Source organism: Streptomyces sp. ISL-98, from assembly GCF_018614055.1.
Taxonomy (GTDB): domain Bacteria; phylum Actinomycetota; class Actinomycetes; order Streptomycetales; family Streptomycetaceae; genus Streptomyces; species Streptomyces spiramyceticus.
Genome location: NZ_JAGGPB010000013.1, coordinates 72,569 through 92,608, shown reverse-complemented (window position 1 = coordinate 92,608; position 20,040 = coordinate 72,569). Strand labels below are relative to the sequence as shown.

The 20,040-nt window shown below is 69.7% G+C and carries 19 protein-coding genes; 7 read left to right on the top strand and 12 right to left on the bottom strand.

What is annotated here, in order from left to right; genetic code table 11:
• Window positions 1-18 precede the first annotated feature (18 nt).
• Both J7I98_RS09745 and J7I98_RS09740 read left to right on the top strand, forming a co-directional pair.
• A complete protein-coding gene (locus J7I98_RS09745; RefSeq protein ID WP_308377719.1) occupies window positions 19-2,160 on the top strand; it encodes a TPM domain-containing protein in 2,142 nt (713 codons plus the stop codon).
• 33 nt (window positions 2,161-2,193) lie between these two features.
• Window positions 2,194-2,907 (top strand): PspA/IM30 family protein, encoded by a 714-nt coding sequence (locus J7I98_RS09740; protein ID WP_214920224.1) that lies wholly within the window; start codon window positions 2,194-2,196, stop codon window positions 2,905-2,907.
• 6 nt (window positions 2,908-2,913) lie between these two features.
• Here J7I98_RS09740 and J7I98_RS09735 read toward each other — a convergent pair whose 3' ends face one another.
• From J7I98_RS09735 to J7I98_RS09705, 7 genes are all read right to left on the bottom strand, one after another.
• Window positions 2,914-5,418: a SpoIIE family protein phosphatase gene (locus tag J7I98_RS09735; protein WP_214920370.1), complete on the bottom strand. Its 2,505-nt coding sequence runs from the start codon at window positions 5,416-5,418 to the stop codon at window positions 2,914-2,916.
• A 209-nt stretch (window positions 5,419-5,627) separates the two neighbouring features.
• Complete coding sequence (locus tag J7I98_RS09730) at window positions 5,628-6,065, bottom strand: ATP-binding protein (RefSeq protein WP_214920223.1); 438 nt, start codon at window positions 6,063-6,065, stop codon at window positions 5,628-5,630.
• Window positions 6,066-6,191: 126 nt separating this feature from the next.
• Window positions 6,192-6,605: a (deoxy)nucleoside triphosphate pyrophosphohydrolase gene (locus tag J7I98_RS09725; RefSeq protein ID WP_214920222.1), complete on the bottom strand. Its 414-nt coding sequence runs from the start codon at window positions 6,603-6,605 to the stop codon at window positions 6,192-6,194.
• Window positions 6,606-6,675: 70 nt separating this feature from the next.
• Complete coding sequence (locus J7I98_RS09720; protein WP_214920221.1) at window positions 6,676-6,855, bottom strand: SPOR domain-containing protein; 180 nt, start codon at window positions 6,853-6,855, stop codon at window positions 6,676-6,678.
• A 411-nt stretch (window positions 6,856-7,266) separates the two neighbouring features.
• The gene (locus tag J7I98_RS09715; RefSeq protein ID WP_214920220.1) at window positions 7,267-8,019 is read right to left on the bottom strand and encodes a GntR family transcriptional regulator; all 753 of its coding nucleotides are present in this window, start codon (window positions 8,017-8,019) and stop codon (window positions 7,267-7,269) included.
• Between the two features lie 152 nt (window positions 8,020-8,171).
• Complete coding sequence (locus J7I98_RS09710; protein WP_214920219.1) at window positions 8,172-8,846, bottom strand: DUF4190 domain-containing protein; 675 nt, start codon at window positions 8,844-8,846, stop codon at window positions 8,172-8,174.
• A gap of 171 nt (window positions 8,847-9,017) precedes the next feature.
• Window positions 9,018-10,589 carry a S8 family peptidase gene (locus J7I98_RS09705; protein WP_214920218.1) on the bottom strand — a complete coding sequence of 524 codons (1,572 nt, stop codon included), beginning with the start codon at window positions 10,587-10,589 and terminating at the stop codon, window positions 9,018-9,020.
• Window positions 10,590-10,820: 231 nt separating this feature from the next.
• Here J7I98_RS09705 and J7I98_RS09700 point away from each other — a divergent pair, with 231 nt between their 5' ends.
• Window positions 10,821-11,972, top strand: coding sequence for a threonine synthase (locus J7I98_RS09700; protein WP_214920217.1), 1,152 nt, complete (start codon window positions 10,821-10,823; stop codon window positions 11,970-11,972).
• A 158-nt stretch (window positions 11,973-12,130) separates the two neighbouring features.
• On the opposite strand, the gene J7I98_RS09695 is transcribed toward J7I98_RS09700, so the two are convergent.
• Entirely contained in the window at window positions 12,131-12,637 is a 507-nt protein-coding gene (locus J7I98_RS09695) for a MarR family winged helix-turn-helix transcriptional regulator (RefSeq protein WP_214920216.1), read from the bottom strand.
• A 132-nt stretch (window positions 12,638-12,769) separates the two neighbouring features.
• Here J7I98_RS09695 and J7I98_RS09690 point away from each other — a divergent pair, with 132 nt between their 5' ends.
• Together J7I98_RS09690 and J7I98_RS09685 are read left to right on the top strand one after the other, a co-directional pair.
• Window positions 12,770-13,996: an MFS transporter gene (locus J7I98_RS09690; RefSeq protein WP_214920215.1), complete on the top strand. Its 1,227-nt coding sequence runs from the start codon at window positions 12,770-12,772 to the stop codon at window positions 13,994-13,996.
• Window positions 13,997-14,054: 58 nt separating this feature from the next.
• The gene (locus J7I98_RS09685; protein WP_214920214.1) at window positions 14,055-14,489 is read left to right on the top strand and encodes an ester cyclase; all 435 of its coding nucleotides are present in this window, start codon (window positions 14,055-14,057) and stop codon (window positions 14,487-14,489) included.
• 9 nt (window positions 14,490-14,498) lie between these two features.
• On the opposite strand, the gene J7I98_RS09680 is transcribed toward J7I98_RS09685, so the two are convergent.
• On the bottom strand, window positions 14,499-15,569 hold the full coding sequence (locus tag J7I98_RS09680; RefSeq protein ID WP_251020387.1) for a class I SAM-dependent methyltransferase: 1,071 nt from the start codon (window positions 15,567-15,569) through the stop codon (window positions 14,499-14,501).
• Between the two features lie 368 nt (window positions 15,570-15,937).
• Here J7I98_RS09680 and J7I98_RS09675 point away from each other — a divergent pair, with 368 nt between their 5' ends.
• Window positions 15,938-16,231 (top strand): DUF6087 family protein, encoded by a 294-nt coding sequence (locus J7I98_RS09675; RefSeq protein ID WP_214920213.1) that lies wholly within the window; start codon window positions 15,938-15,940, stop codon window positions 16,229-16,231.
• Window positions 16,232-16,377: 146 nt separating this feature from the next.
• Here J7I98_RS09675 and ychF read toward each other — a convergent pair whose 3' ends face one another.
• Window positions 16,378-17,466, bottom strand: a complete 1,089-nt coding sequence (gene ychF, locus J7I98_RS09670; protein WP_214920212.1) for a redox-regulated ATPase YchF — start codon at window positions 17,464-17,466, stop codon at window positions 16,378-16,380.
• Between the two features lie 197 nt (window positions 17,467-17,663).
• Between ychF and J7I98_RS09665 the strand changes: the two genes are divergently transcribed.
• The gene (locus J7I98_RS09665) at window positions 17,664-18,245 is read left to right on the top strand and encodes a DUF6542 domain-containing protein (RefSeq protein ID WP_214920211.1); all 582 of its coding nucleotides are present in this window, start codon (window positions 17,664-17,666) and stop codon (window positions 18,243-18,245) included.
• A 25-nt stretch (window positions 18,246-18,270) separates the two neighbouring features.
• On the opposite strand, the gene ppgK is transcribed toward J7I98_RS09665, so the two are convergent.
• Window positions 18,271-19,011, bottom strand: a complete 741-nt coding sequence (ppgK, locus tag J7I98_RS09660) for a polyphosphate--glucose phosphotransferase (protein ID WP_251020386.1) — start codon at window positions 19,009-19,011, stop codon at window positions 18,271-18,273.
• A 36-nt stretch (window positions 19,012-19,047) separates the two neighbouring features.
• A complete protein-coding gene (locus J7I98_RS09655) occupies window positions 19,048-20,037 on the bottom strand; it encodes a 4-hydroxy-3-methylbut-2-enyl diphosphate reductase (RefSeq protein ID WP_214920209.1) in 990 nt (329 codons plus the stop codon).
• Between the last annotated feature and the right edge of the window lie 3 nt (window positions 20,038-20,040).

Below are 20,040 nucleotides of genomic sequence, written 5' to 3'. Positions count from 1 at the left end.
GGACATAGCCTCACAAACGTGACGCGAACAGCCGCCCGGGTCCTCCTCAGCACGCTGGTCGCGGTGTGGTGTCTCCTCGTGCCCGCTGCCCATGCCGCCCACGCCGAGGACCCCATATCGCTGTCCCGCGACGGCCAGATCACGGACAGGGTGGATGCGCTCGGCAGTCGCACGAACGAGGTGGGAGACGCTCTCGACAGCCTCTACGACGCCCGCCGCATCCAGCTCTTCGTCGCCTACGTCCGCGACTTCTCCGGCAGGCCCGCACAGAGCTGGGCGGACGCCACCGCCGAGCGCAGCGGCCTCGGCCGCGACGACCTGCTCCTCGCCGTCGCCACCCATGACCGGCTGTACGCCTACTCCGTCGACATGGACTCCCGCATCGGGGACGCCGGGCTCGACGATGTCGCCAGGACCGCGATCGAGCCCGCCCTGAGGGAGAACGACTGGGCAGGAGCCGCAATCGGAGCGGCCAACGGCTACGAAGCGGTGCTCGCCGGGGAGCCCGTCCCGACCCCGGCGATCACCCCCGGCGAGGCCGACCCGGAGCGGGGCGAGGGCACGGGCGAGAGCGGCTCCGGGGACCTGGTGCTGCCCATCGTCGCGGTCGGCGGCGCCGGTGCGCTGGCGGCGTACGCATACGCCCGGCGCAGGAGGCGGACCGGCACCCGCACCACGCCGGCACAGCCCGCCAGGTGGGGCGGCGTCGAGGAGCCGCAGGCGCCGCAGCCCGAACCGCTGCCGGAACTCGACTCCAGGGCCAATCGGGAACTCGTCGAGACGGACGACGCGGTACGCACCAGCGAGGAGGAACTCGGCTTCGCGTCCGCCCAGTTCGGCGAGGAGGCAGCCGGGCCCTTCGCGGCGGCGCTCGCGGACGCCAAGAGCGAGCTGGCCGTCGCCTTCCGGCTGCGCCAGCAGCTCGACGACGCCCTGCCGGAGAGCGACGACACGCGCCGCCACATGCTGGACGAAATCGTCGCCCGCTGTACGGAGGCCGGCCGCCGCCTCGACGCCGAGTCGGCGTCCTTCGACGAGCTGCGCGCCCTGGAGACGAACGCCCCCGAGGCGCTGGCCGCCGCCGAGGCCGCTTTCCGTGATCTGACCGGGCGTACGAGCACGGCCGGGGCAACACTGACGGCCTTGCGGCAGCGGTACGCCGACTCCGCCACCGCACCGGTCGCCGGCCACGCCGAGCAGGCCGAGGACCGGCTCGCCTTCGCGGCCACCGCCCTCGAAGGGGCGAGGCAGTCCGTCGTAGCAGGCGAAACGGGGGCGGGCGACACGGGACAGGCGGCCGTGTACGTACGGGCGGCCGAGGGCGCCGTCGGCCAGGCGGCCACCCTCGTCGACGCCGTGGACCGCCGCGCGCAGGAGCTCGCGGAGGCGGCGGGCAAGCTCCCCGGCGCGCTCACCGAGACGGAGACCGATCTCGCGGACGCGCGCGGCCTGCTGCAGGGGCTCAAGGACGGCAAGGGCGACAAGGACGCCGACAAGGACGACCACGGCGACCAGGACGCGTCGGCGGCGGCCGATCTCCAGGGGCGGATCGCCCGCGCGGAGTCGGTGGTCGCCGGCGTACGGCAGGAGGAACAGTCGGGGCGGTACGACCCGATCGACGCCCTGCGCCGGGTGGAGGAGGCCGACGCCCTGCTCGACGAGGCCCTGGCGGGCGCCGGCGAGCGAGGGGCGGCGGGGCAGCGTGCGCGCTCCCTGCTGGACCGGGCGACGCTCATTTCCCGCGCCGCGGTCGGGGCGGCCGCCGACTACATCACCACGCACCGGGGCGCTGTCGGCAGCCAGGCCCGTACGCGCCTCGCGGAGGCCCAGCGCCACCTCGAACGTTCCACCGCGGCGGCGGACGACCCGCAGAACGCACTCACCGAGGCGCAGCAGGCGTACGTCCTGGCCGGGCAGGCGCGGAACCTCGCCGAAGAGGACGTACGCGGCTACGGCGGCCCGGGCGGCGGAGTCGGCGGAGCTGACAGGGGCGGCGGGCTGAACGGGGCCGTACTCGGCGGGATCATCCTCGGCGGCGGCCGTGGCGGGGGCTTCGGACGGGGCTACGGCGGCGGAGGCGGTGGGGGCTTCGGCGGCAGTCCCGGCAGTTTCGGCGGCAGGGGCACGCGCGGCCGAAGGGGCGGCGGTGGCCGGTTCTGACCCGTACAGCACTCACTCTCAGGGAGACACGGCATGACCAAGCAGACCGTCCTCGGTCGCGTGACCCAGCTCGCGAAGGCCAACATCAACGCGCTCCTCGACCAGGCCGAGGACCCGAAGGAGATGCTCGACCAGCTGATCCGCGACTACACCGACAACATCTCCGACTCCGAGGAGGCCGTCGCGGCGACCATCGGCAATCTGCGCCTCCTCGAACAGGACCAGCGGGAAGACGTCGACGCGGCCAACGCCTGGGGCACCAAGGCGCTCGCCGTCAGCCGGAGGGCCGACGAGAAGCGCGCCACGGGGTCGGTCGCGGAGGCGGACAGGTTCGACAACCTCGCCAAGGTCGCACTCCAGCGGCAGCTTCAGTCCGAGAAGGAGGCGGAGGCCGCCGAGCCGGTGATCGCCGCGCAGACCGAGGTCGTCGAACCGCTGAAGGCGGGCCTGATCCAGATGAAGGCCAAGCTTGCCGAACTCTCCGCCGAACGCGACGAATTGGCGGCCCGCGCCAAGGCCGCCCAGGCGCACACCCGGATGCTGGACGCCGTGAAGAGCGTCAACCTCCTCGACCCGACGAGCGAGCTGAGCCGCTTCGAGGACAAGGTGCGCCGCGAGGAGGCCAGGGCGATGGGCAAGCAGGAGCTCGCCGCATCATCCCTGGACGCCCAGTTCGAGCAGCTCGACAGGGGTGACGAAGCCGAGATCGAGGCCCGGTTCGCCGCCCTCAAGGCCAGAGGCCAGTAGAGATCATCAGTACAGGCTCAGCAGCTCGTCGACGCTGAGCTCCCCCGCCGCGTCCCCGTCCGGCAGCGCCAGTTCGAACCACACCGTCTTTCCGCGCGGTGTACGTCGCGAGCCCCACGCCGCGCTGAGCAGCCCGACCAGCTGGAGCCCGCGCCCGCCCTCGTCGGTGTCGCGCGCCCGGCGCCGTCGCGGCTGGACGAGACCCGCGTCCCAGACCTCGCAGACGAGCGTACGGTCGAGCAGCAGGCGCAGCCTGATCTCGCCCTCGCCGTACCGCAGGGCATTGGTGACCAGCTCGCTGACCAGCAACTCCGTGGTGTCGACCAGGTCTTCGAGGCCCCACGCGACGAGCTGCGCCCGCGCCAGTTCCCGGGCCCGTCCCACCGAGCGCGGCCCGCGCGGCATCTGCCAGTCGCCGACCGCCCCGGCGGGCAGCCCCTGGATGCGGGCCATCAGCAGGGCGATGTCGTCCTCGCCGTGCCGGGTGTCGAGGGTGCTCAGCACGTGGTCGCAGACGTCTTCCAGCGGGCGCGACGGATCGGTGAGCGCACGACGGAAGGCCAGCAGGCCCTCGTCGAGCGGGTGGTCCCGCGACTCGACGAGCCCGTCGGTGTAGAGCGCGAGCAGCGCACCCTCCGGCACCTCGACCTCGACCTCCTCGAAGGGCTCCCCGCCGACACCGAGCGGCATTCCGGGCGGTACGTCGAGCAGCAGCGCCTCTTCGCCGGGTTCGACGATGACGGGCGGCAGGTGCCCGGCGTTGGCGAACGTACAGCGTCGGGTGACCGGGTCGTAGACGGCGTACACGCAGGTCGCGAGGTAGACCTCGGACAGGTCGGCCTCCCGCGCCTTGTGGGTGGCGCGCGAGGCGTGCTGGGCGCCGCTGGGTGTGCCGAGACCGCGGGCGATCTCGTCCAGCGCCGAGAGGACTTCGGCGGGTTCCAGGTCGAGCAGCGCCAAGGTCCGTACGGCGGTACGCAGTTCACCCATGGCGACGGCGGCGCGCAGGCCGCGGCCCATCACGTCGCCGACGACCAGGGCCGTGCGGTGGCCGGGGAGTTCGATGACGTCGAACCAGTCGCCGCCCACTTCGGTCGCCGTATTGCCCGGCAAGTAGCGGCAGGCGATGTCCAGGCCCGCGGCCTCCGGGTCGCCCGGTGGCAGCAGGCTGCGCTGGAGGATCAGGGCGCGTTCGTGTTCGCGCCGGTAGAGGCGGGCGTTGTCGATGCAGACGGCGGCACGGGCGGCGAGCTCGGTGGCGAGTGCCCAGTCGCGTTCCCCGAAGGGTTCGCTGCCCTTCGTACGGGAGAACTGAGCGAGGCCCACGACGGTGTCATGGGCGACCATCGGCACGGCGAGCGTGCTGTGGACGAAGCCGCCGTCGTCCGCCGGTACGACCTGGACGCGGGCGGTGCGCAGGGCGCCTGCGCAGGGCGAGTTGAACGGGTAGCGGTGGACGGCCCCGACTTCGACCGGCCCCGGGTCGTCCCCGTCGGCGACGCATCCGGGGGCAACCAGCGGGGCGTCGGAGACGGCGCTGGCGAAGGCGACCCGGCGCAGTTCGGCGCTGCCGTCGGCGCGGCCCGGCGGGGCTTCGTCACCGGCGAGGAGGCCCTGGTAGAGGTCGACGGAGGCGAGGTCGCAGAAGCCGGGGACGGCTACGTCGAGGAGTTCGCGGGCGGTGGTCTCCAGGTCGAGGGAGTTCCCGATACGGGCGCCGGCCTCGTTCAGCAGGGCGAGGTTGCGGCGGGCGTCGTCGGCCTCGCGGGCGGCGACGTGGCGGCGGGTCACGTCGATGCCGAGCCCGGCGACGCCGACAGGGCGGCCGGATCCGCTGTGCACCCGGTAGAGGTTGACGGACCAGTGTCTGCGCTCGGTGCTGTCGGGGGCGGTGCCGACGATCTGCATGTCGGTGACGGATTCGCCGGTCTCCAGGACCCGCTGGAGGGCGGCGGTCATCCGCTCGGCCTCGGGGCGGGCGAGGTAGTCCTGGACGGTGCGGCCCCGGTGGTCTTCGGCGGCGCCGCCGAAGACGGTGGCGAACCGCTTGTTCGCGCGCTGCACCGTGAGGTCCGTACCGAACAAGAGGAAGCCGAAAGGAGATTGGCCAAAAATGGCCTGCGAGGAAGCGAGGTCGCTTTCGATCCGGCGCAGTGCGCGGACGTCGACGACGATGCAGACCGCGCCGCGTTCGCCGTCGGCGGTGAGGCTCGGCATCACATAGATCTCCGCGACGCCGTGCGCTCCCTGGCGGCCCGGCATCCGGAACGGGACGAGGCCCGTCCACTCCTTGCCGTCGAGAATTTCGGCGACGCGGTGGTGACCGCGTATGCGGACCTCGGCGGGCATGAACGCCTCGACCGGGTCCTTGCCCACGACATCCCCTGCGGCCAGGCCGAACAGCTCTTCGGCTCGCCTGCTCCACTGATCGACCAGTCCGTCGGCACCGATCGAGAAGGACGCGACTCTGATGTAGTCGTAGATAGAGCCGGGCGGGCTGTTCTGCCACATCACTTCGCCCGCTGCCGCTGATATCTCGTTCACGCGACCGTCCCCTCCAGCTCAACGCACCGGACCGGTCCTTCCCGCAGTATTCAGCACTACGGTCCCAACCTGCACGGCGTTCACGATCACAGCACGGTCTCGTTCCTTTTCGGCCGGGAACGAGTCCGCTTCGGCCGGGAAAGATTCCGCTCCTTGATCGTTGTCCCTTCACTCTTCTAACCAGGGAGGGCCAGCTCGAACCACACCGTCTTGCCCGTCCTGCCACGACGAGTACCCCACCGCTGTGCAGAACAGGCCACCAGCTGCATTCCGCGTCCTCCCTCGTCATCCGGCCCGGCGAGGCGTTCGAGCGGCGGATCCGGAAGCGGGTCCGACACCTCGACCAGGAGGACGCGCGGCCCGGCGGGAGCGGATTCGGGGTGCCCGTCGCCCTCGGGACGTACGAGCCGGACGCCGATGGGCCCGGACGCGTGCCGCAAAGAATTGGTCACGAGCTCGCTGACGAGGAGGACGGTCACATCGCCGATGGCGTCCAGCAGACCCCAGTCACGCAGCGTCTCCCGCACCGCGTGCCGGGCGGTGCGTACGGCATTGGGCTCAGCAGGGAAGGACCACTCGGCGCAGTCGCCGTCGGTGTCGATCACGCCGACCACATCCCAGATCCCAGACCAGCAGCAAACCCGCGTCCTTTTTCAGGGGGTTAATCAGCACATACCCGATATGCGTGCCGAGCTATCGCGGTCCTCGATGCACTGTGGCACGAACGGCGTACGCGGCGCTCAAACGGACGGGCCGCCGGACAGGGTGCTCAGGCGACGCACCGCCTCCGCCACTGCGGGCCGGTCCACCTCCAGCCACTCCACGGCGCCCGCCTCGTGAGGCCGGAGCCAGCGGAGCGCGTCGTGGTCCTGGAGCGGCCGGGGCGTTCCGGAAACCAGCCGGACCGTCCACACCTGGAGGACATAGCCGGGCTTCAGCGGCCACTCGCCGGGGATGCGCTCCAGCGTCTCGGTCTCGACGCCCAGCTCTTCGCGCAGTTCGCGGACGAGCGCCTGCTCGGGGCTCTCGCCGGGCTCGACCTTGCCACCGGGGAGCTCCCAGCCGCCGGCCAGCTCGGGCGGGGCGCTGCGGCGCGCGGCCAGCAGCCGCCCCTGGTCGTACACGGCTGCACCCACCACGACGCGATCATCCATGCGCGGAGCCTATGACGCGCGCGGCGGGTGCCGCTCCTGCTCGACGCCCTGGCCTGCCGGACGTAACCGCCTACTGAACGTTCTGACTGATGCGCTCGACCCAGTAGAGCTGCTTGCGCCCGTTGTCGCCGAGACTGTCGGCGATCTTCTGCGCCTCTGCCCTGGTGGCGTACCTCCCGACGCGATAGCGGCTGCCGTTGTCGTCCTGCCGTATCACCTGCCAAGAGAGCACAGCGCCGCTGTCGTTCATCGTGCGCCTCCGTCCGCCGGTGCACTCGCCTCTAACGATCCCCAGGAAACCGCAATCCGCATATGCCCGAGCGTACGCCTGACCTTTACTCAGCGGATACGCTTTTACACAAAGAGATACGCAACCGGCCATGACGAAGGAGCGCACCCTCGCGAGTGCGCCCCCTCCCCCGCCGTGATTCCTGCCGCGATTCCTCCCCGCGGTTCAGCTCTTGCGCAGCGTCGGCACCGGCATCAGCACAGGTCCGCCCGCGTTCTCCCCGTTGCGGCACGCGTCCCCGCACTCCGCGTCGAGCGAGCAGCACAGCGGGCAGATCGACCCCGACCGGACAGGGCAGTCGGCAATGTCAGGCAGTTCGTACGCGGTGTCACAGACGGCGCACTCGTGGGTGGCCGTTACGTCCTCGACCGGTCACTTCACGGGCAGGTGGTACGCGATCCGGTACCGGTCGGCCGGGACCACCACATCGGCCGTCTCGACCGCCAGCCCCGATGCGTAGTACGTCCGCTCGATGACCAGCACCGCGTGCCCCGGTACGCCGCCGAGCTGGAGCAACTCCTCGGCGAGACCGGGCCGGGCACCGACCTCCTCCACGACGTTGTCCACGACGATGTCGATCGCGGCCATCCGCTCGACGACGCCGCAGCCGCCCAGCGGGCCCTCCTCGGGCAGCATCACGGGCGTACGCCCCGTCACCGCCAGGGGCTCCCATGACGTGGAGAGCATCATGGAATCACCGGCGTCCCGGAAGACGTACCGCGTACGCATCACACGGTCGCCCTCCTGGATGCCGAGGCGCTTGGCGATGTCCGAAGTGGCCTGCTGCTGCTCGCTGCTGGACTCCCAAGTGCCGCGCGCGCCGGCCTCGGACTGCTCCTGCCGGAAGGGATTCGAAGCCCCCGAGCCGCGACAGCCCGCGCGGGAGACCCGGCGCGGGACGGGCTGTTCGCGTACGTACGTACCGGAGCCCGAGCGGCCCTCGACCAGGCCCTCCGCCATGAGGACCTTGCGGGCCTCCAGGGCGACGGTGTCGGAGACGCCGTACTCCTGGCGGATGCGGGCCTGCGAGGGCAGGCGGGTGTGGGGTGGCAGGGAACCATTGACGATCTTCTGCCTCAGATCGCCCGCGACGCGCAGATAGGCCGGCTGCTCACCGAATGTCACTGGCCACTCCCATCAGGTTGACAGACAGCAACAGCCTGGCAACCGTGGGTTGTTGACCGCAAGCGCAGGCCAAAGTTTCACCCGATGTGATGACTTACCTTTACGCAGGGCTTTACCGGGGTAAGAAGACAGCTTCGGTTCCGCCGCCCGGCCTACGCCGAACCGCCCCCGCGCAGCGACCCCTTCAGTCCCTCACCGGACGTCCCGAGAACGCACACCACGCCACGGTCGAGCAGCCGCCACCCGCGCCGGTCGGGCATGTAGTAGTACATGTCGACGTCGTCCGGCTTGGCCCAGTCCTTCTGCACGTAGTCCGACAGCAGCTCCGTGCAGCGCTTCTCCGCGATGTCGGTGACGGCGTCGTCCCCCGGGTAGGCACCGCTGCGGTCGATCTCGAAGACCGCGAACACCTCGCCCTGGTGCTTCTCCACACACGACACGACCTCGACGTCCGTCGTCATGCCCTCCAGCGAACCGCCCGGCGCGTTGAAGCAGTCCCCCCTGCTCAGATCCAGCGTGCTCCGTGAACGGGAAGCCTCGCCCACGCCCTCCTGCACGCCGTCCTTGAAGTCCCGCCACGCCCCGGTCACACCGCCCGTCGCGACAGCGAGCAGCACGAGCAGGGTGCTGATGGCGGACAGTACGACGCCCGCGATCGCCATGCCCTTGCCACTGTCGCCCCGCTTCTTGATCTGGCTGAGGGCGATGATGCCCAGGATCAGGCCGAGCGGCGGTACGCAGCACACGATGCCGACCACGAGGGCGGCGACGGCCAGCCCGTTGGTCTTGGGCCGCTGCGGCGGGGGCTGGTGGGGCTGTATGTACACGGGTACGGCACTCCTGATCGGCGTGGGTCGAAGTGGGTCGAACTGCCGCGCGCAAGGTACGCGGCGGACCGAGGAAGACGTAACGCAGCCGACAACTGCCCCAAATACACAGCGAAACCCAAAGCAAGGGGCGGCCGCACAGGCGGCCGCCCCCCGCTCACTCACTCATCGTCAGAACTGAAGCGCCCAGGAGTCGATCTTCCCGGTGTCGTACGCCGCGTTGTCGTTGACCCGCAGCTTCCACGTGCCGTTCGCCACCTCGGACGAGGCGTTGACCGTGTAGGTGGTGATCAGGTTGTCGCTGCTGCCGCCGGTGCCGTAGCCCTTGAGGGTGTAGGCCGTGCCGTCGGGGGCGATCAGGTCGACCTTGAGGTCGCCGATGTACGTGTGCTTGATGTCGACCGGCACGCTCAGCGTCGCGGGAGCGTTGCCGGTGACGCCGCTGACGGTGACCGGGGACTCCGTGGTGGCGTGGTCACTGATCGCGTAGTCGGTGAGGTTCTCGAACTTCTTGCCGGGCGGCGTGGTGCCTCCGTCGCCGACGTACAGCAGGCGGTTCGGCGAGCCCGTGCCCGGGCCGGTCACGACGCCTGTGGTGGCGGCCGAGGTCAGCGCGCTGGAGACCTGTGCCGGGGTGGCCGTCTTGTTGGCCGCCAGGTACAGCGCGGCCGCGCCCGCGACGTGCGGCGAGGCCATCGACGTACCGGAGATGGTGTTCGTCGCCGAGTCGCTGGTGTTCCAGGACGAGGTGATCGACGAACCCGGCGCGAAGATGTCGAGGATGCTGCCGTAGTTGGAGTAGCTGGCCTTGGCGTCGGTGCTGGTGGTGGCGCCGACGGTGATCGCCTCGGCCACCCTGGCGGGCGACTTGGTGGAGGCGTCGGTGCTCTCGTTGCCCGCGGCCACGGCGTAAGTGACGCCGGAGGCTATGGAGTTGCGTACGGCCGTGTCGAGGGCGGAGTCCGCGCCGCCGCCGAGGCTCATGTTCGCGACGGCCGGCTTGACGGCGTTGCGCGTCACCCAGTCGATGCCCGCGACGACCTGGGCGGTGGTGCCGGAGCCCTGGTTGTTGAGGACGCGGACGCCGACGACCTTGGCCTTCTTGGCGACGCCGTACGCGCCGCCCGCGACGGTACCGGCGACGTGCGTGCCGTGGCCGTGGCCGTCCTGTGCGGTGTTGTCGTTGTCGATGGCGTCGTAGCCGTAGGAGGCGCGGCCGCCGAAGTCGCTGTGCGAGATGCGTACGCCGGTGTCGATGACGTACGCGGTGACGCCCTCGCCGGCGGCGTCGGGGTAGGTGTAACTCTGGTTCAGCGGGAGGGCCTTCTGGTCGATGCGGTCCAGGCCCCACGACGGCGGGTTGGGCTGGGTCGCGCTGACGGTGAAGGTGCGGTTCTGTACGACGGAGTCGACGGCCGGGTCGGCGGCGAACTTCTTCGCCTGCGCCTCGGACAGCTCGACGGCGTACCCGTTGAGCGCCGCGGTGTACGTCTTCTTGATCTTGGCGCCGTACTCCTTGGCAAGCGCCCTGCCCTCGGCGGAGCCGGCCTCGGCCGCCTCTTCGTCGAGGGTCACGATGTAGCTGCCCGCGATGGTTCCGGGGGCTCCGGCGTTCTGGATCCTGCCCTCGGCGGCGTCGGCCGCACCGGCGGGAAGGGCGGAAACGGCGCCGAGTGCGAGGGCTGCGACGGCGGTGGCGCTGGCGGCGGCGATTCCTCGCCGGGAACTACGCATCACGGACATGTGAGGGGTCCTCCTCATAGGCGGTGCGCTGATGGGGGGCCGGTCGACAGGAGCATGACAAATGACGCTGCGGAGTCCGCGCCCTTTTCCACGCCCTACTGCCAGGCGAAAGATTGGCGCATCCATAGGAATCTCACAAGGGCTTCACCGCTCCCGCAATCCGCCTGCCACACGCCCGACATGACCGGTTGTCACACGCCCGCCGTGACGCGCCGTGCCTAGGCTTCGGGCATGACGCCCAAGACGATCTACCGCTGTCCGGTGGACGGCACCAGCGAGCCCACCGAATCCCTCACCTGGCACTGCCCGGCCTGCGGCGGCCCCTGGGATCTGGACTTCGCCCCCACCAGCCCGGTTCCGCTCGACTCCCTCGCGGGCCGGGTGAATTCACTGTGGCGCTACGAAGAAGCACTGCCCTTGCGGAACCCGCCCTTCACGGACTCACCCCCCACCATCACGCTCGGCGAGGGCCGCACGCCGCTCGTACCGCTCACCGACACGGTTTCGGCCAAGCTCGACTTTCTGATGCCGACGCTCTCTTTCAAAGACCGCGGCGCGGTCATGCTCGCCGAACTGGCCCGCCGCCTCGGCCCCGACCGGGTCACCCGGGTGATCGCGGACAGCAGCGGCAACGCGGGCACGGCGATCGCCGCGTACTGCGCGCGGGCCGGACTGCCCTGCACGGTGTACGTTCCCGAGGCGACCTCCCCCAAGAAGACCGAGCAGATCCGCGCACACGGCGCCCAGCTCAACCTCGTCCCCGGCGACCGCGAGACCACGGCCCGCGCCGCCCGAGCGGCAGCCGACGAACTCGGCACCTTTTACGCGAGCCATGTCTACAACCCGCACTTCCTGCACGGCACGAAGACGTACGTCTACGAACTGTGGGAGGACCTGGGCGGCCGGCTCCCCGACTCGATCGTCGTCCCGGTCGGCAACGGCACACTCCTGCTGGGCGCCTCACTTGCCGTCACGGAACTCCACACCCAAGGCCTCATCGATGAGCGCCCCGCCCTGATCGCCGTACAGGCGGAGGCGGTGTCACCACTGGCAGCGGCGTTCCACGCGGGAGCCGACGACCTCACCGGCCTCACCACACCCGCCCGCCCCACGCTCGCCGAGGGCATCGCCATCCCGAACCCGCCACGGGCCCGCCAGATCCTGCGCGCGGTACGGGAATCCGGCGGCACCTTTCTGACGGTGACTGAGGATCAGATCAGAGCCGCACAACTGGACCTGGCAGCGCGCGGCCTCTTCGTGGAATCGACGGGCGTCGCCTGCTGGGCCGCAACGGCGGCGTCCCCGCCGCCGCCCGGCAGGACCGCCGTGGTGCCGCTGTGCGGCGCGGGCGCGAAGACGGGGGTGGCGCCCACCGCCCCCTAGGGGGTGTCCGGTCGATCTCCGTGGGTGAAGGAGCGGGGCTTGGTGCGTGCAGCTGCAAGGCGGAGGAGGGAGGCGACGCGGAGCATCGCCGACCGACGACAACGCCGCAGATGTGCGTGCCAAGCCCCGCGACGCCGCGGAGATCGACCGGACACCCCCTAGCCGATGGAGGTGTCGCCGAACTGCTCCAGCAGCTTGCGCAGCGAGTTGCCCACCTGTTCGCACTCTTCGCGGCTGAACTCCCGCAGCATGCGGGCCTCGTTGGCGAGGTGCGCGCCCATGTATTCGCGGGCGACCTCGTGCCCGCCCTCGGTCAGCCGGATGTTCACGGTGCGCCGGTCGACGCCGTCGCGTACGCGCTCCACCAGCCCCTTTGCCTCCATGCGGTCGATCCGGTTGGTGATCGCGCCCGAGGTCACCATGGCGGCCTTGAGGAGCGCGCCGGCGGACAGCTCGTACGGAGGGCCGGAGCGCTGGAGCGTGATGAGTACGTCGACTTCGCCGAGCTCGAGGCCCCGCTTGGCGGCGAAGCTCTTGAACTCCTTGTCCAGCACGCGCCCGAGGCGCTGGAGGCGGCCGAGTACGTGTACGGGCCAGAGGTGTTCCTCCAGGTCGGGGCGCTCCGCGACCCACTGGCCGATGATCGCGTCCACCGCATCACTCATCGCGTAATCCCCTTCAACGCACACAATCTCAACGTTAAGACAGTTGACGTTGAGAGAGCTGCCTGTTTTTATCTCAGTACCGATGTCTCAACGTTGAGATTATCAACCCTGAACGAAAACGGGCGCTCTCACATGCCTGCCCGCACAACCACCCCGGCGACCACCACACCCCCACCCGCCACTTCCCAACCCAGCCACATCCCGGCCCTGTGGCTGGCGTTACTGGCAACCCCCATCGCGGCAGGCGCCAACAGCCCGGTCCTGATCCTCCCCGAGATGGCGGGTTCGTTCGGAGTCGGTCCCGCGACGGTCACCTGGTTCGTCACGACCTTCGCGTGGGCCATGGCGGTCGGCACCCCGCTGATGGCAAGCCTCCTGCGCCGCCGTGGCCTGCGTACGACACTGCGCGTCAGTACGTTCCTGATCCTGGCAGGCACTCTGCTGGTGGCCGTGGCCCCCTGGATGGCGCTGGCCCTGCCGGGCCGGGCGGCCCAGGCGGTCGGCGGCGCGGGACTGGTGACCTCGGCCATGAGCCTGGCGGGCTCGGTGCGCAGGATGGGGGTCATCACCGCGGGCTTCGGGATCCTGGGCGCGGTCGGGCCGCTCCTCGGCTCGCTCATCGCGGACGCACTCTCCTGGCGCGTCTCGCTGACGGTCTCGGCGCTGGCCCTGCTCGCGCTCCCCGTCGTGACCCGTTCCGCCCCGCGCACAGCACCACGCCCCACCACCCCCTTCGACGCACGCGGCGCATCGCTCCTCGTAGCACTGGCGACCGCCCTGGTCTTCGTCCCGCACTACCCGCTCCCGGCGGCAGTCGTGGCCCTGCCGGCGGGCGTACTCCTCACCCTCCACATCCGTACCCGCCCCGACGGGTTCGTCCCGGCCACCCTGATGCGGACGCCGACGTTCCTGCTCTCCGCGCTGCTCGCCTGCGCCCTGGCGACGTCGTACTTCGCCCTGCTCTTCGCGGTCCCCCAGCTCCTCGCCGCCCGTACGGACTGGTCGACCACCACGATCGGCACGGGGCAGCTCGTCGCGCTCCTGCTGGGCTCGTTGTTGTCCTGGCTCCTGGCTGCGGCCTCCGCCCGCATGGGCCGGCGCAGGGTCCTGGCACTCCTGATCACCCTGGGCGCACTGGCCCCGCTGACCGCAGCCCTGAGCCCATGGGCGCCACTGCTCCTGCTCGTAGCCGCGATGGCGGTCTTCACGACGACGGCGGGCAACGCCACGCTTGCGGTGTACGCGACCCAGGCCGCCCCTGACGCGCAACGCCCGACGGTGATCGGCCTGTTCAACCTCTGCTACCAGCTGGGCGGCGCGTTCGGCCCGGCGACAGCGGCCCTGATCACGCTCGCCTGAGCGATAAGTGAGAAAATGGCCTGTACTGGGATAAACCACTACGAGCGGGAGGTAGATCATGGGGCAGGCACGTGACGTCATGGACAGGCTCACCGAAACGCTCACCACGGCAAAGAACCTCCAGGCCATCGGCGAGTGCTTCGCGGAGGACGCGGTCGCCATCACGCCGGACCAGGGGGAGATCCGGGGGCGGGACAACATCGTCGAGTACTGGCGCCAGATGACAGAAGCGCTCCCGGACAGCACGTACGAGCCGGTGCACTCGTACGAGTTGGGCAACACGGCGATCGACGAAGGCTTTTACGTCGGGAAGAACACCGGCCCGGTGCCGCTGCCCTCCGGGGAGACTCTGCCCGCGACCCAGAGGGACGTCAGGATCCGCGGCGTCGACTTCGCCGCCGTCGAGGACGGTCGAATCGTCAGCTACCGGCTGTACTTCGACCAGATGGAGTTCCTGGGCCAGCTGGGCCTGCTGCCGGACGCCCCGTCCTGACCACTCTTCTCAACTGCCCTTCCGGGCAACGTAATAGAAGTTGAGGACGTCGCCCTGGACCTGACGCACGTCGACGTCCGTGAACCCTGCCGCCCGGAGCATCGCCAGGGCCTTCTGCCTGCCCCACACCGTGCCGAGACCCGCACCGCCCTCTCCGAGCGACACGGTCATGCAGTAGAAGACGGAGAAGGTGTAGAGCGCAGGCCCCAGCGGATGGTCGATGTTGTCCTCCAGCCTGCTGGAGGCGGCGATGTCGCCCATCAGGAACACTCCGTCGTCCCGCAGCACACCGGCAACGGACTCCAGCGCCTCGGCGGGCCGGGCCAGGTCGTGGATGACGTCGAAGGCCGTGATCAGGTCGTACGCCCCGCTCAGCTCGGCGGCGTCGTGCACGTCGAACCGGGCATTGACCAGCCCCAGCCGCTCCGCCTCCTCGCGCGCCGACTCGATGCCCTCTTCGGAGATGTCCACGCCACGGAACCGGCCGGCGGGAAACGTCTGCGCAAGGAGATTGACCGCGTGCCCCTGCCCGGTGCCGACGTCCAGCACGTCGATGCCCTCGCGCAACCGCTCGGTGAGCCCGGGCACCAGCGGAATGATCCCGTCGACGAGCACGGCGTCGTACACCGCCGCCGTCTTCTCGGCCTGGAGCTCCTGGAACCGCGGATACGCGGAGGACGGGACGCCACCGCCTGTGTAGAACGCGTCCAGCACCTGGTCCTCGACCAAGCCGATCAGCGCCAGATCCTGCATGAGGGCAGACATGTCGCCGGGACCGGCGGCCCGCACGAGCGAGGCGGCATGCTCGGGCGGCAGCGTGTACGTCCCGCCTCCGGGGTCGTACTCGACAATCCCGCCCACGGTCATCCCCCCGAGCCACTCCCGCACATAGCGCTCGTCGAGGCTCGCGGCGTGGGCGATCTGCTCGCTGCTGGACGGCGGCAGCCCGGACATGACGTCGAACAGCCCGGTCCGGTGACCGAGGCTGCACAGATACGCCAAGCAAGCATCGTTGAATACATGAACCATCCGCTCCGCGAATTGCTCCTGCCGCACGGGATCCATCGTCTGCTCGGTCATCGCAGCCTCCTCCCGGCGGCCGGCGAGCAGACGCGCCGTCCCTTGCCGCACCGCCCGAATTAACCCTCTATTCGATGCTACGCGGGAGATTCGCACCGGGCGGGGAGATCCGCACCGGCCGGCATGGGCAGTAGCCAGGTCATCCCTGCTTGGGCCTGACCGACTCCAGCAGATCGGTGCAGCGAGCAAGGAGACCGACGAGCAACTCCCTCTCTTCATCCACGGGCCGATTATGATTCGGCTTGACGCGCGCAACCGCCCCCAAGACCGAACTGCTGTTCTTCGAGTGCGATTTCGGAGATCCAGCACCGCAGGCCCTGGGCGGGAGAAGCCTCCGATGAGCCGCCGGCGACGCTAGGCTCGGCGGGATGGACGACGAACCCCTGTCGGAGTGGGCGGAACGCCGGGACGCGAAGATCGGCCGTCTGCGGGCAGTGCCAATCGTCTCGGACGACGGCCCCAAGGGTTGGCATCTGAACCCCGACGCACCACGCGCCATCGAGCGGTGGAACGGGCACGCCTGGGAGCCGTACGCGTTTACTACGAACCTCGCCGAGGCCAAGCGCATCCTGCACCCCGAGGCCGGCTCCGCCCCGACTCCGGCTGCCGGCCCGGCACGGCAGCCGCTCGCCCCAGGTACTGGCAGGCACCGGAAGCCGTAGCCACTTACTGGCGCCGGGGCGCCCAGGGCTGCCGATTTCTCAGCACCACCCCAGCACCGGAAAACACGAGGGGCCCACCCCAAGAGGAGTGGGCCCCTTCTGACCTGCATGTTTGCCAGATCAGCGAAGTGACGTTCAGTCACCCGCTAGACGTTGAAGCGGAACTCCACCACGTCGCCGTCCTGCATCACGTACTCCTTGCCCTCCATGCGCGCCTTGCCCTTCGCGCGGGCCTCGGCGACCGAGCCTGTTTCGACCAGGTCGGCGAAGGAGATGACCTCGGCCTTGATGAAGCCCTTCTGGAAGTCGGTGTGGATCACGCCGGCCGCCTCGGGGGCCGTTGCGCCCTTCTTGATCGTCCAGGCTCGGGTCTCCTTGGGGCCTGCCGTGAGGTAGGTCTGGAGGCCCAGGGTGTCGAAGCCGACGCGACCGAGGGTGGCGAGGCCGGGCTCTTCCTGGCCCATGGACTGGAGGAGTTCCAGGGCCTCGTCGTCGTCGAGCTCGATGAGCTCGGACTCGATCTTCGCGTTGAGGAAGATCGCCTCGGCGGGGGCGACCAGGGCGCGCTGCTCGTTCTTGAAGTCCTCGTCGACCAGTTCGTCCTCGTCGACGTTGAAGACGTACAGGAAGGGCTTGGTCGTCAGGAGGTGGAGCTCGTGGAGGAGGTCGCCCTGCTCCGTGCCCTTGGTGATGCCTGCAGAGAAGAGGGTCTCGCCGGTCTCGAGGAGCTTCTGGGCCTTCTCCACCGCCGCGAGGACCGCGACCTTCTCCTTCTGGAGGCGGGACTCCTTCGTCAGGCGCGGGACAGCCTTCTCGATGGACTGGAGGTCGGCGAGGATCAGCTCGGTGTTGATCGTCTCGATGTCGTCCTTGGGCGAGACCTTGCCGTCGACGTGTACGACGTTCTCGTCCTTGAAAGCACGGATGACCTGGCAGATCGCGTCGGACTCGCGGATGTTCGCCAGGAACTTGTTGCCCAGGCCCTCACCCTCCGAGGCGCCGCGCACGATGCCCGCGATGTCGACGAAGTCGACGGTCGCCGGGAGGATCTTCTGGGAGCCGAAGATTCCGGCGAGCGTGGCCAGGCGGGGGTCCGGAACGCCCACCACGCCGACGTTCGGCTCGATGGTGGCGAACGGGTAGTTGGCCGCCAGCACGTCGTTCTTGGTCAGGGCGTTGAACAGGGTCGACTTGCCGACATTCGGCAGGCCGACGATTCCGATCGTGAGCGACACGTTGGCGACTTCCTGGAGTGAGGACTGGCCCGGGAGTGGACCGATCCCCCAGTTTACGGGCGCGGGCGGAAAGCCCGACGGCGGGAAGCTCCCGCAGAGCCGCCGAGCCGAAACGTGACATCGAACTCAAGACCAAGGTCACCCAAAGGGCGTGTCCTGCGCCGGATTCCTCCTGCCTTGCGACCTACGTTGTCCAGGTGGAGCAACACAGGGCAGGACCCCCTCGTCCCCAGCAGCGGTCGCAGACACCGCTGCTCCCGTCGGGCGGGCGCGGTGAGGCCGCCGCCGTCTGCCGGGTCGCGACCAGGCCGGCACGGCCGGTGCCGCCCGTCGTGCTGGCCTTGCAGCGGTTGCCGAATCCACGGCTGACCGGGCTCGGCAGCGGGCTCTTCGCCTCCGCCGTGATGCTGTTGTTCGGCGGCCTGGACGGGCTGCTGTTCGACGGTTCGGCGGTTGCGTACGGACTGCTGTTCCTGCCCGTCAGCGCCCTGACCGCCCTGTGGGTGCGGCCCGCCGACCTGGTCACCGCGCCGATCGCGGTACCGATCGCCTTCACCGTGGGCATGGTGCCCATCGCCGGGGGCGGGGAAGGCCTCGGCAGCCGCATCATGGCCGTCATTACGGGCCTCGCGGTGCACGCGGGCTGGCTGTACGGCGGCACGCTCGTCGCCGGGGTCATCGCGAGCGTGCGGAAGGTACGGCTGATGACACAGCGCCGACAGCAGGCTGTCGCCCTCCGCGCCGCCGCCCGCCGCCCTAAGCCCGTCCAGTCCAAGTAGGGGAAGCCGGGGCAGTAAAGGGTGGTCAGGATTGGGTGTTGGCTGCCATTGCCGCTCCTACGATTCCCGCGTTGTTCAGGAGCTGCGCCGGGACGATCTCGGCGCGGATGCCCTCGATCCTTGGGATGAAGCGCTCCGCCTTGCGGCTGACTCCGCCGCCGATGATGAACAGCTCCGGCGAGAACAGCATCTCGACATGGGACAGATACTTCTGCACCCGGTTCGCCCAGTGCTCCCAGGACAGGTCCTCGTCGTCCTTGGCCCTCGTGGAGGCGTGCTTCTCCGCGTCGTGGCCGTTCAGCTCCAGGTGGCCCAGCTCCGTGTTCGGGATGAGCCTGCCGTCCCGGAAGAGGGCGCTGCCGATGCCCGTACCGAACGTGAGCAGCAGGACCGTGCCCTTGCGGCCCGCGCCCGCGCCGAAGGTCATTTCGGCGATGCCCGCCGCGTCCGCGTCGTTCACCACGGTGACCGGCATGCCCAGGCGGTCGCCGAGCAGGGCCCGGGCGTCGCGGTCGATCCAGCCTTTGTCGACGTTCGCGGCCGTACGTGTGATGCCGCCCGTGACCACGCCGGGGAAGGTGATGCCGACCTTGCCGCTCCAGCCGAACTGGCTGACGACCTCGTGAACGCAGTCGGCCACGCCGTCGGGCGTGGCCGGGTGCGGGGTCAGTACCTTGTGACGCGGCTCCGCCAGGTCACCGCGCTCCAGGTCCACGGGAGCGCCCTTGATGCCGGATCCGCCGATGTCCACTCCGAAAACGTTCATGGACACAACGTTACGGCGTGGGACTGACACTCACAGTTACTTCCCGCTGAGGCGGGCCGCTTCCGCGCGCAGGTCGCGGCGCAGTTCCTTCGGCAGCGAGAAGGTGATCGACTCGTCGGCGGTCTTCACGGTCTCCACGTCGCCGTAGCCGCGCTCGGCCAGCCACTCGATCACGCCGTCCACCAGGACGTCGGGTACCGAGGCACCGGAGGTCAGGCCCACCGTGGTGACGCCTTCCAGCCACGCCTCGTCGATCTCGTCGGCGAAGTCCACCAGGTGCGCAGCGGGGGCGCCGGCGTCGAGGGCGACCTCGACCATGCGGATCGAGTTCGAGGAGTTCTTGGAGCCCACGACGATGACCAGCTCGGCGTCCTCGGCCAGCTTCTTCACCGCGATCTGACGGTTCTGCGTGGCGTAGCAGATGTCGTCGCTGGGCGGGGAGAGGAGGTTCGGGAACTTCTCCTTCAGGGCGTCGACCGTCTCCATCGTCTCGTCCACGGAGAGGGTGGTCTGGGAGAGCCAGACGACCTTCGACTCGTCGCGTACGGAGACATTGGCGACGTCCTCGGGGCCGTCGACCAGCGTGATGTGGTCGGGGGCCTCGCCGCTCGTGCCGATGACTTCCTCGTGGCCCTCGTGGCCGATCAGGAGGATGTCGTAGTCCTCCTTGGCGAAGCGGACGGCTTCCTTGTGGACCTTGGTGACCAGCGGGCAGGTCGCGTCGATCGTCGCGAGCTTCCGCTCGGCGGCCTCGGCGTGCACGGTCGGCGCGACGCCGTGCGCGGAGAACATGACGATGGAGCCCTCGGGCACCTCCGCCGTCACATCGACGAAGATCGCGCCCTTTTTCTCCAGGGTCTGTACGACGTACTTGTTGTGGACGATCTCGTGGCGGACATAGATCGGCGCCCCGTACTGCTCCAGGGCCTTCTCCACGGCGATCACGGCACGGTCCACACCCGCGCAGTAGCCACGGGGAGCGGCGAGAAGGACACGACGGGCGGCAGGTGCAGTCATGTTTCCCATCGT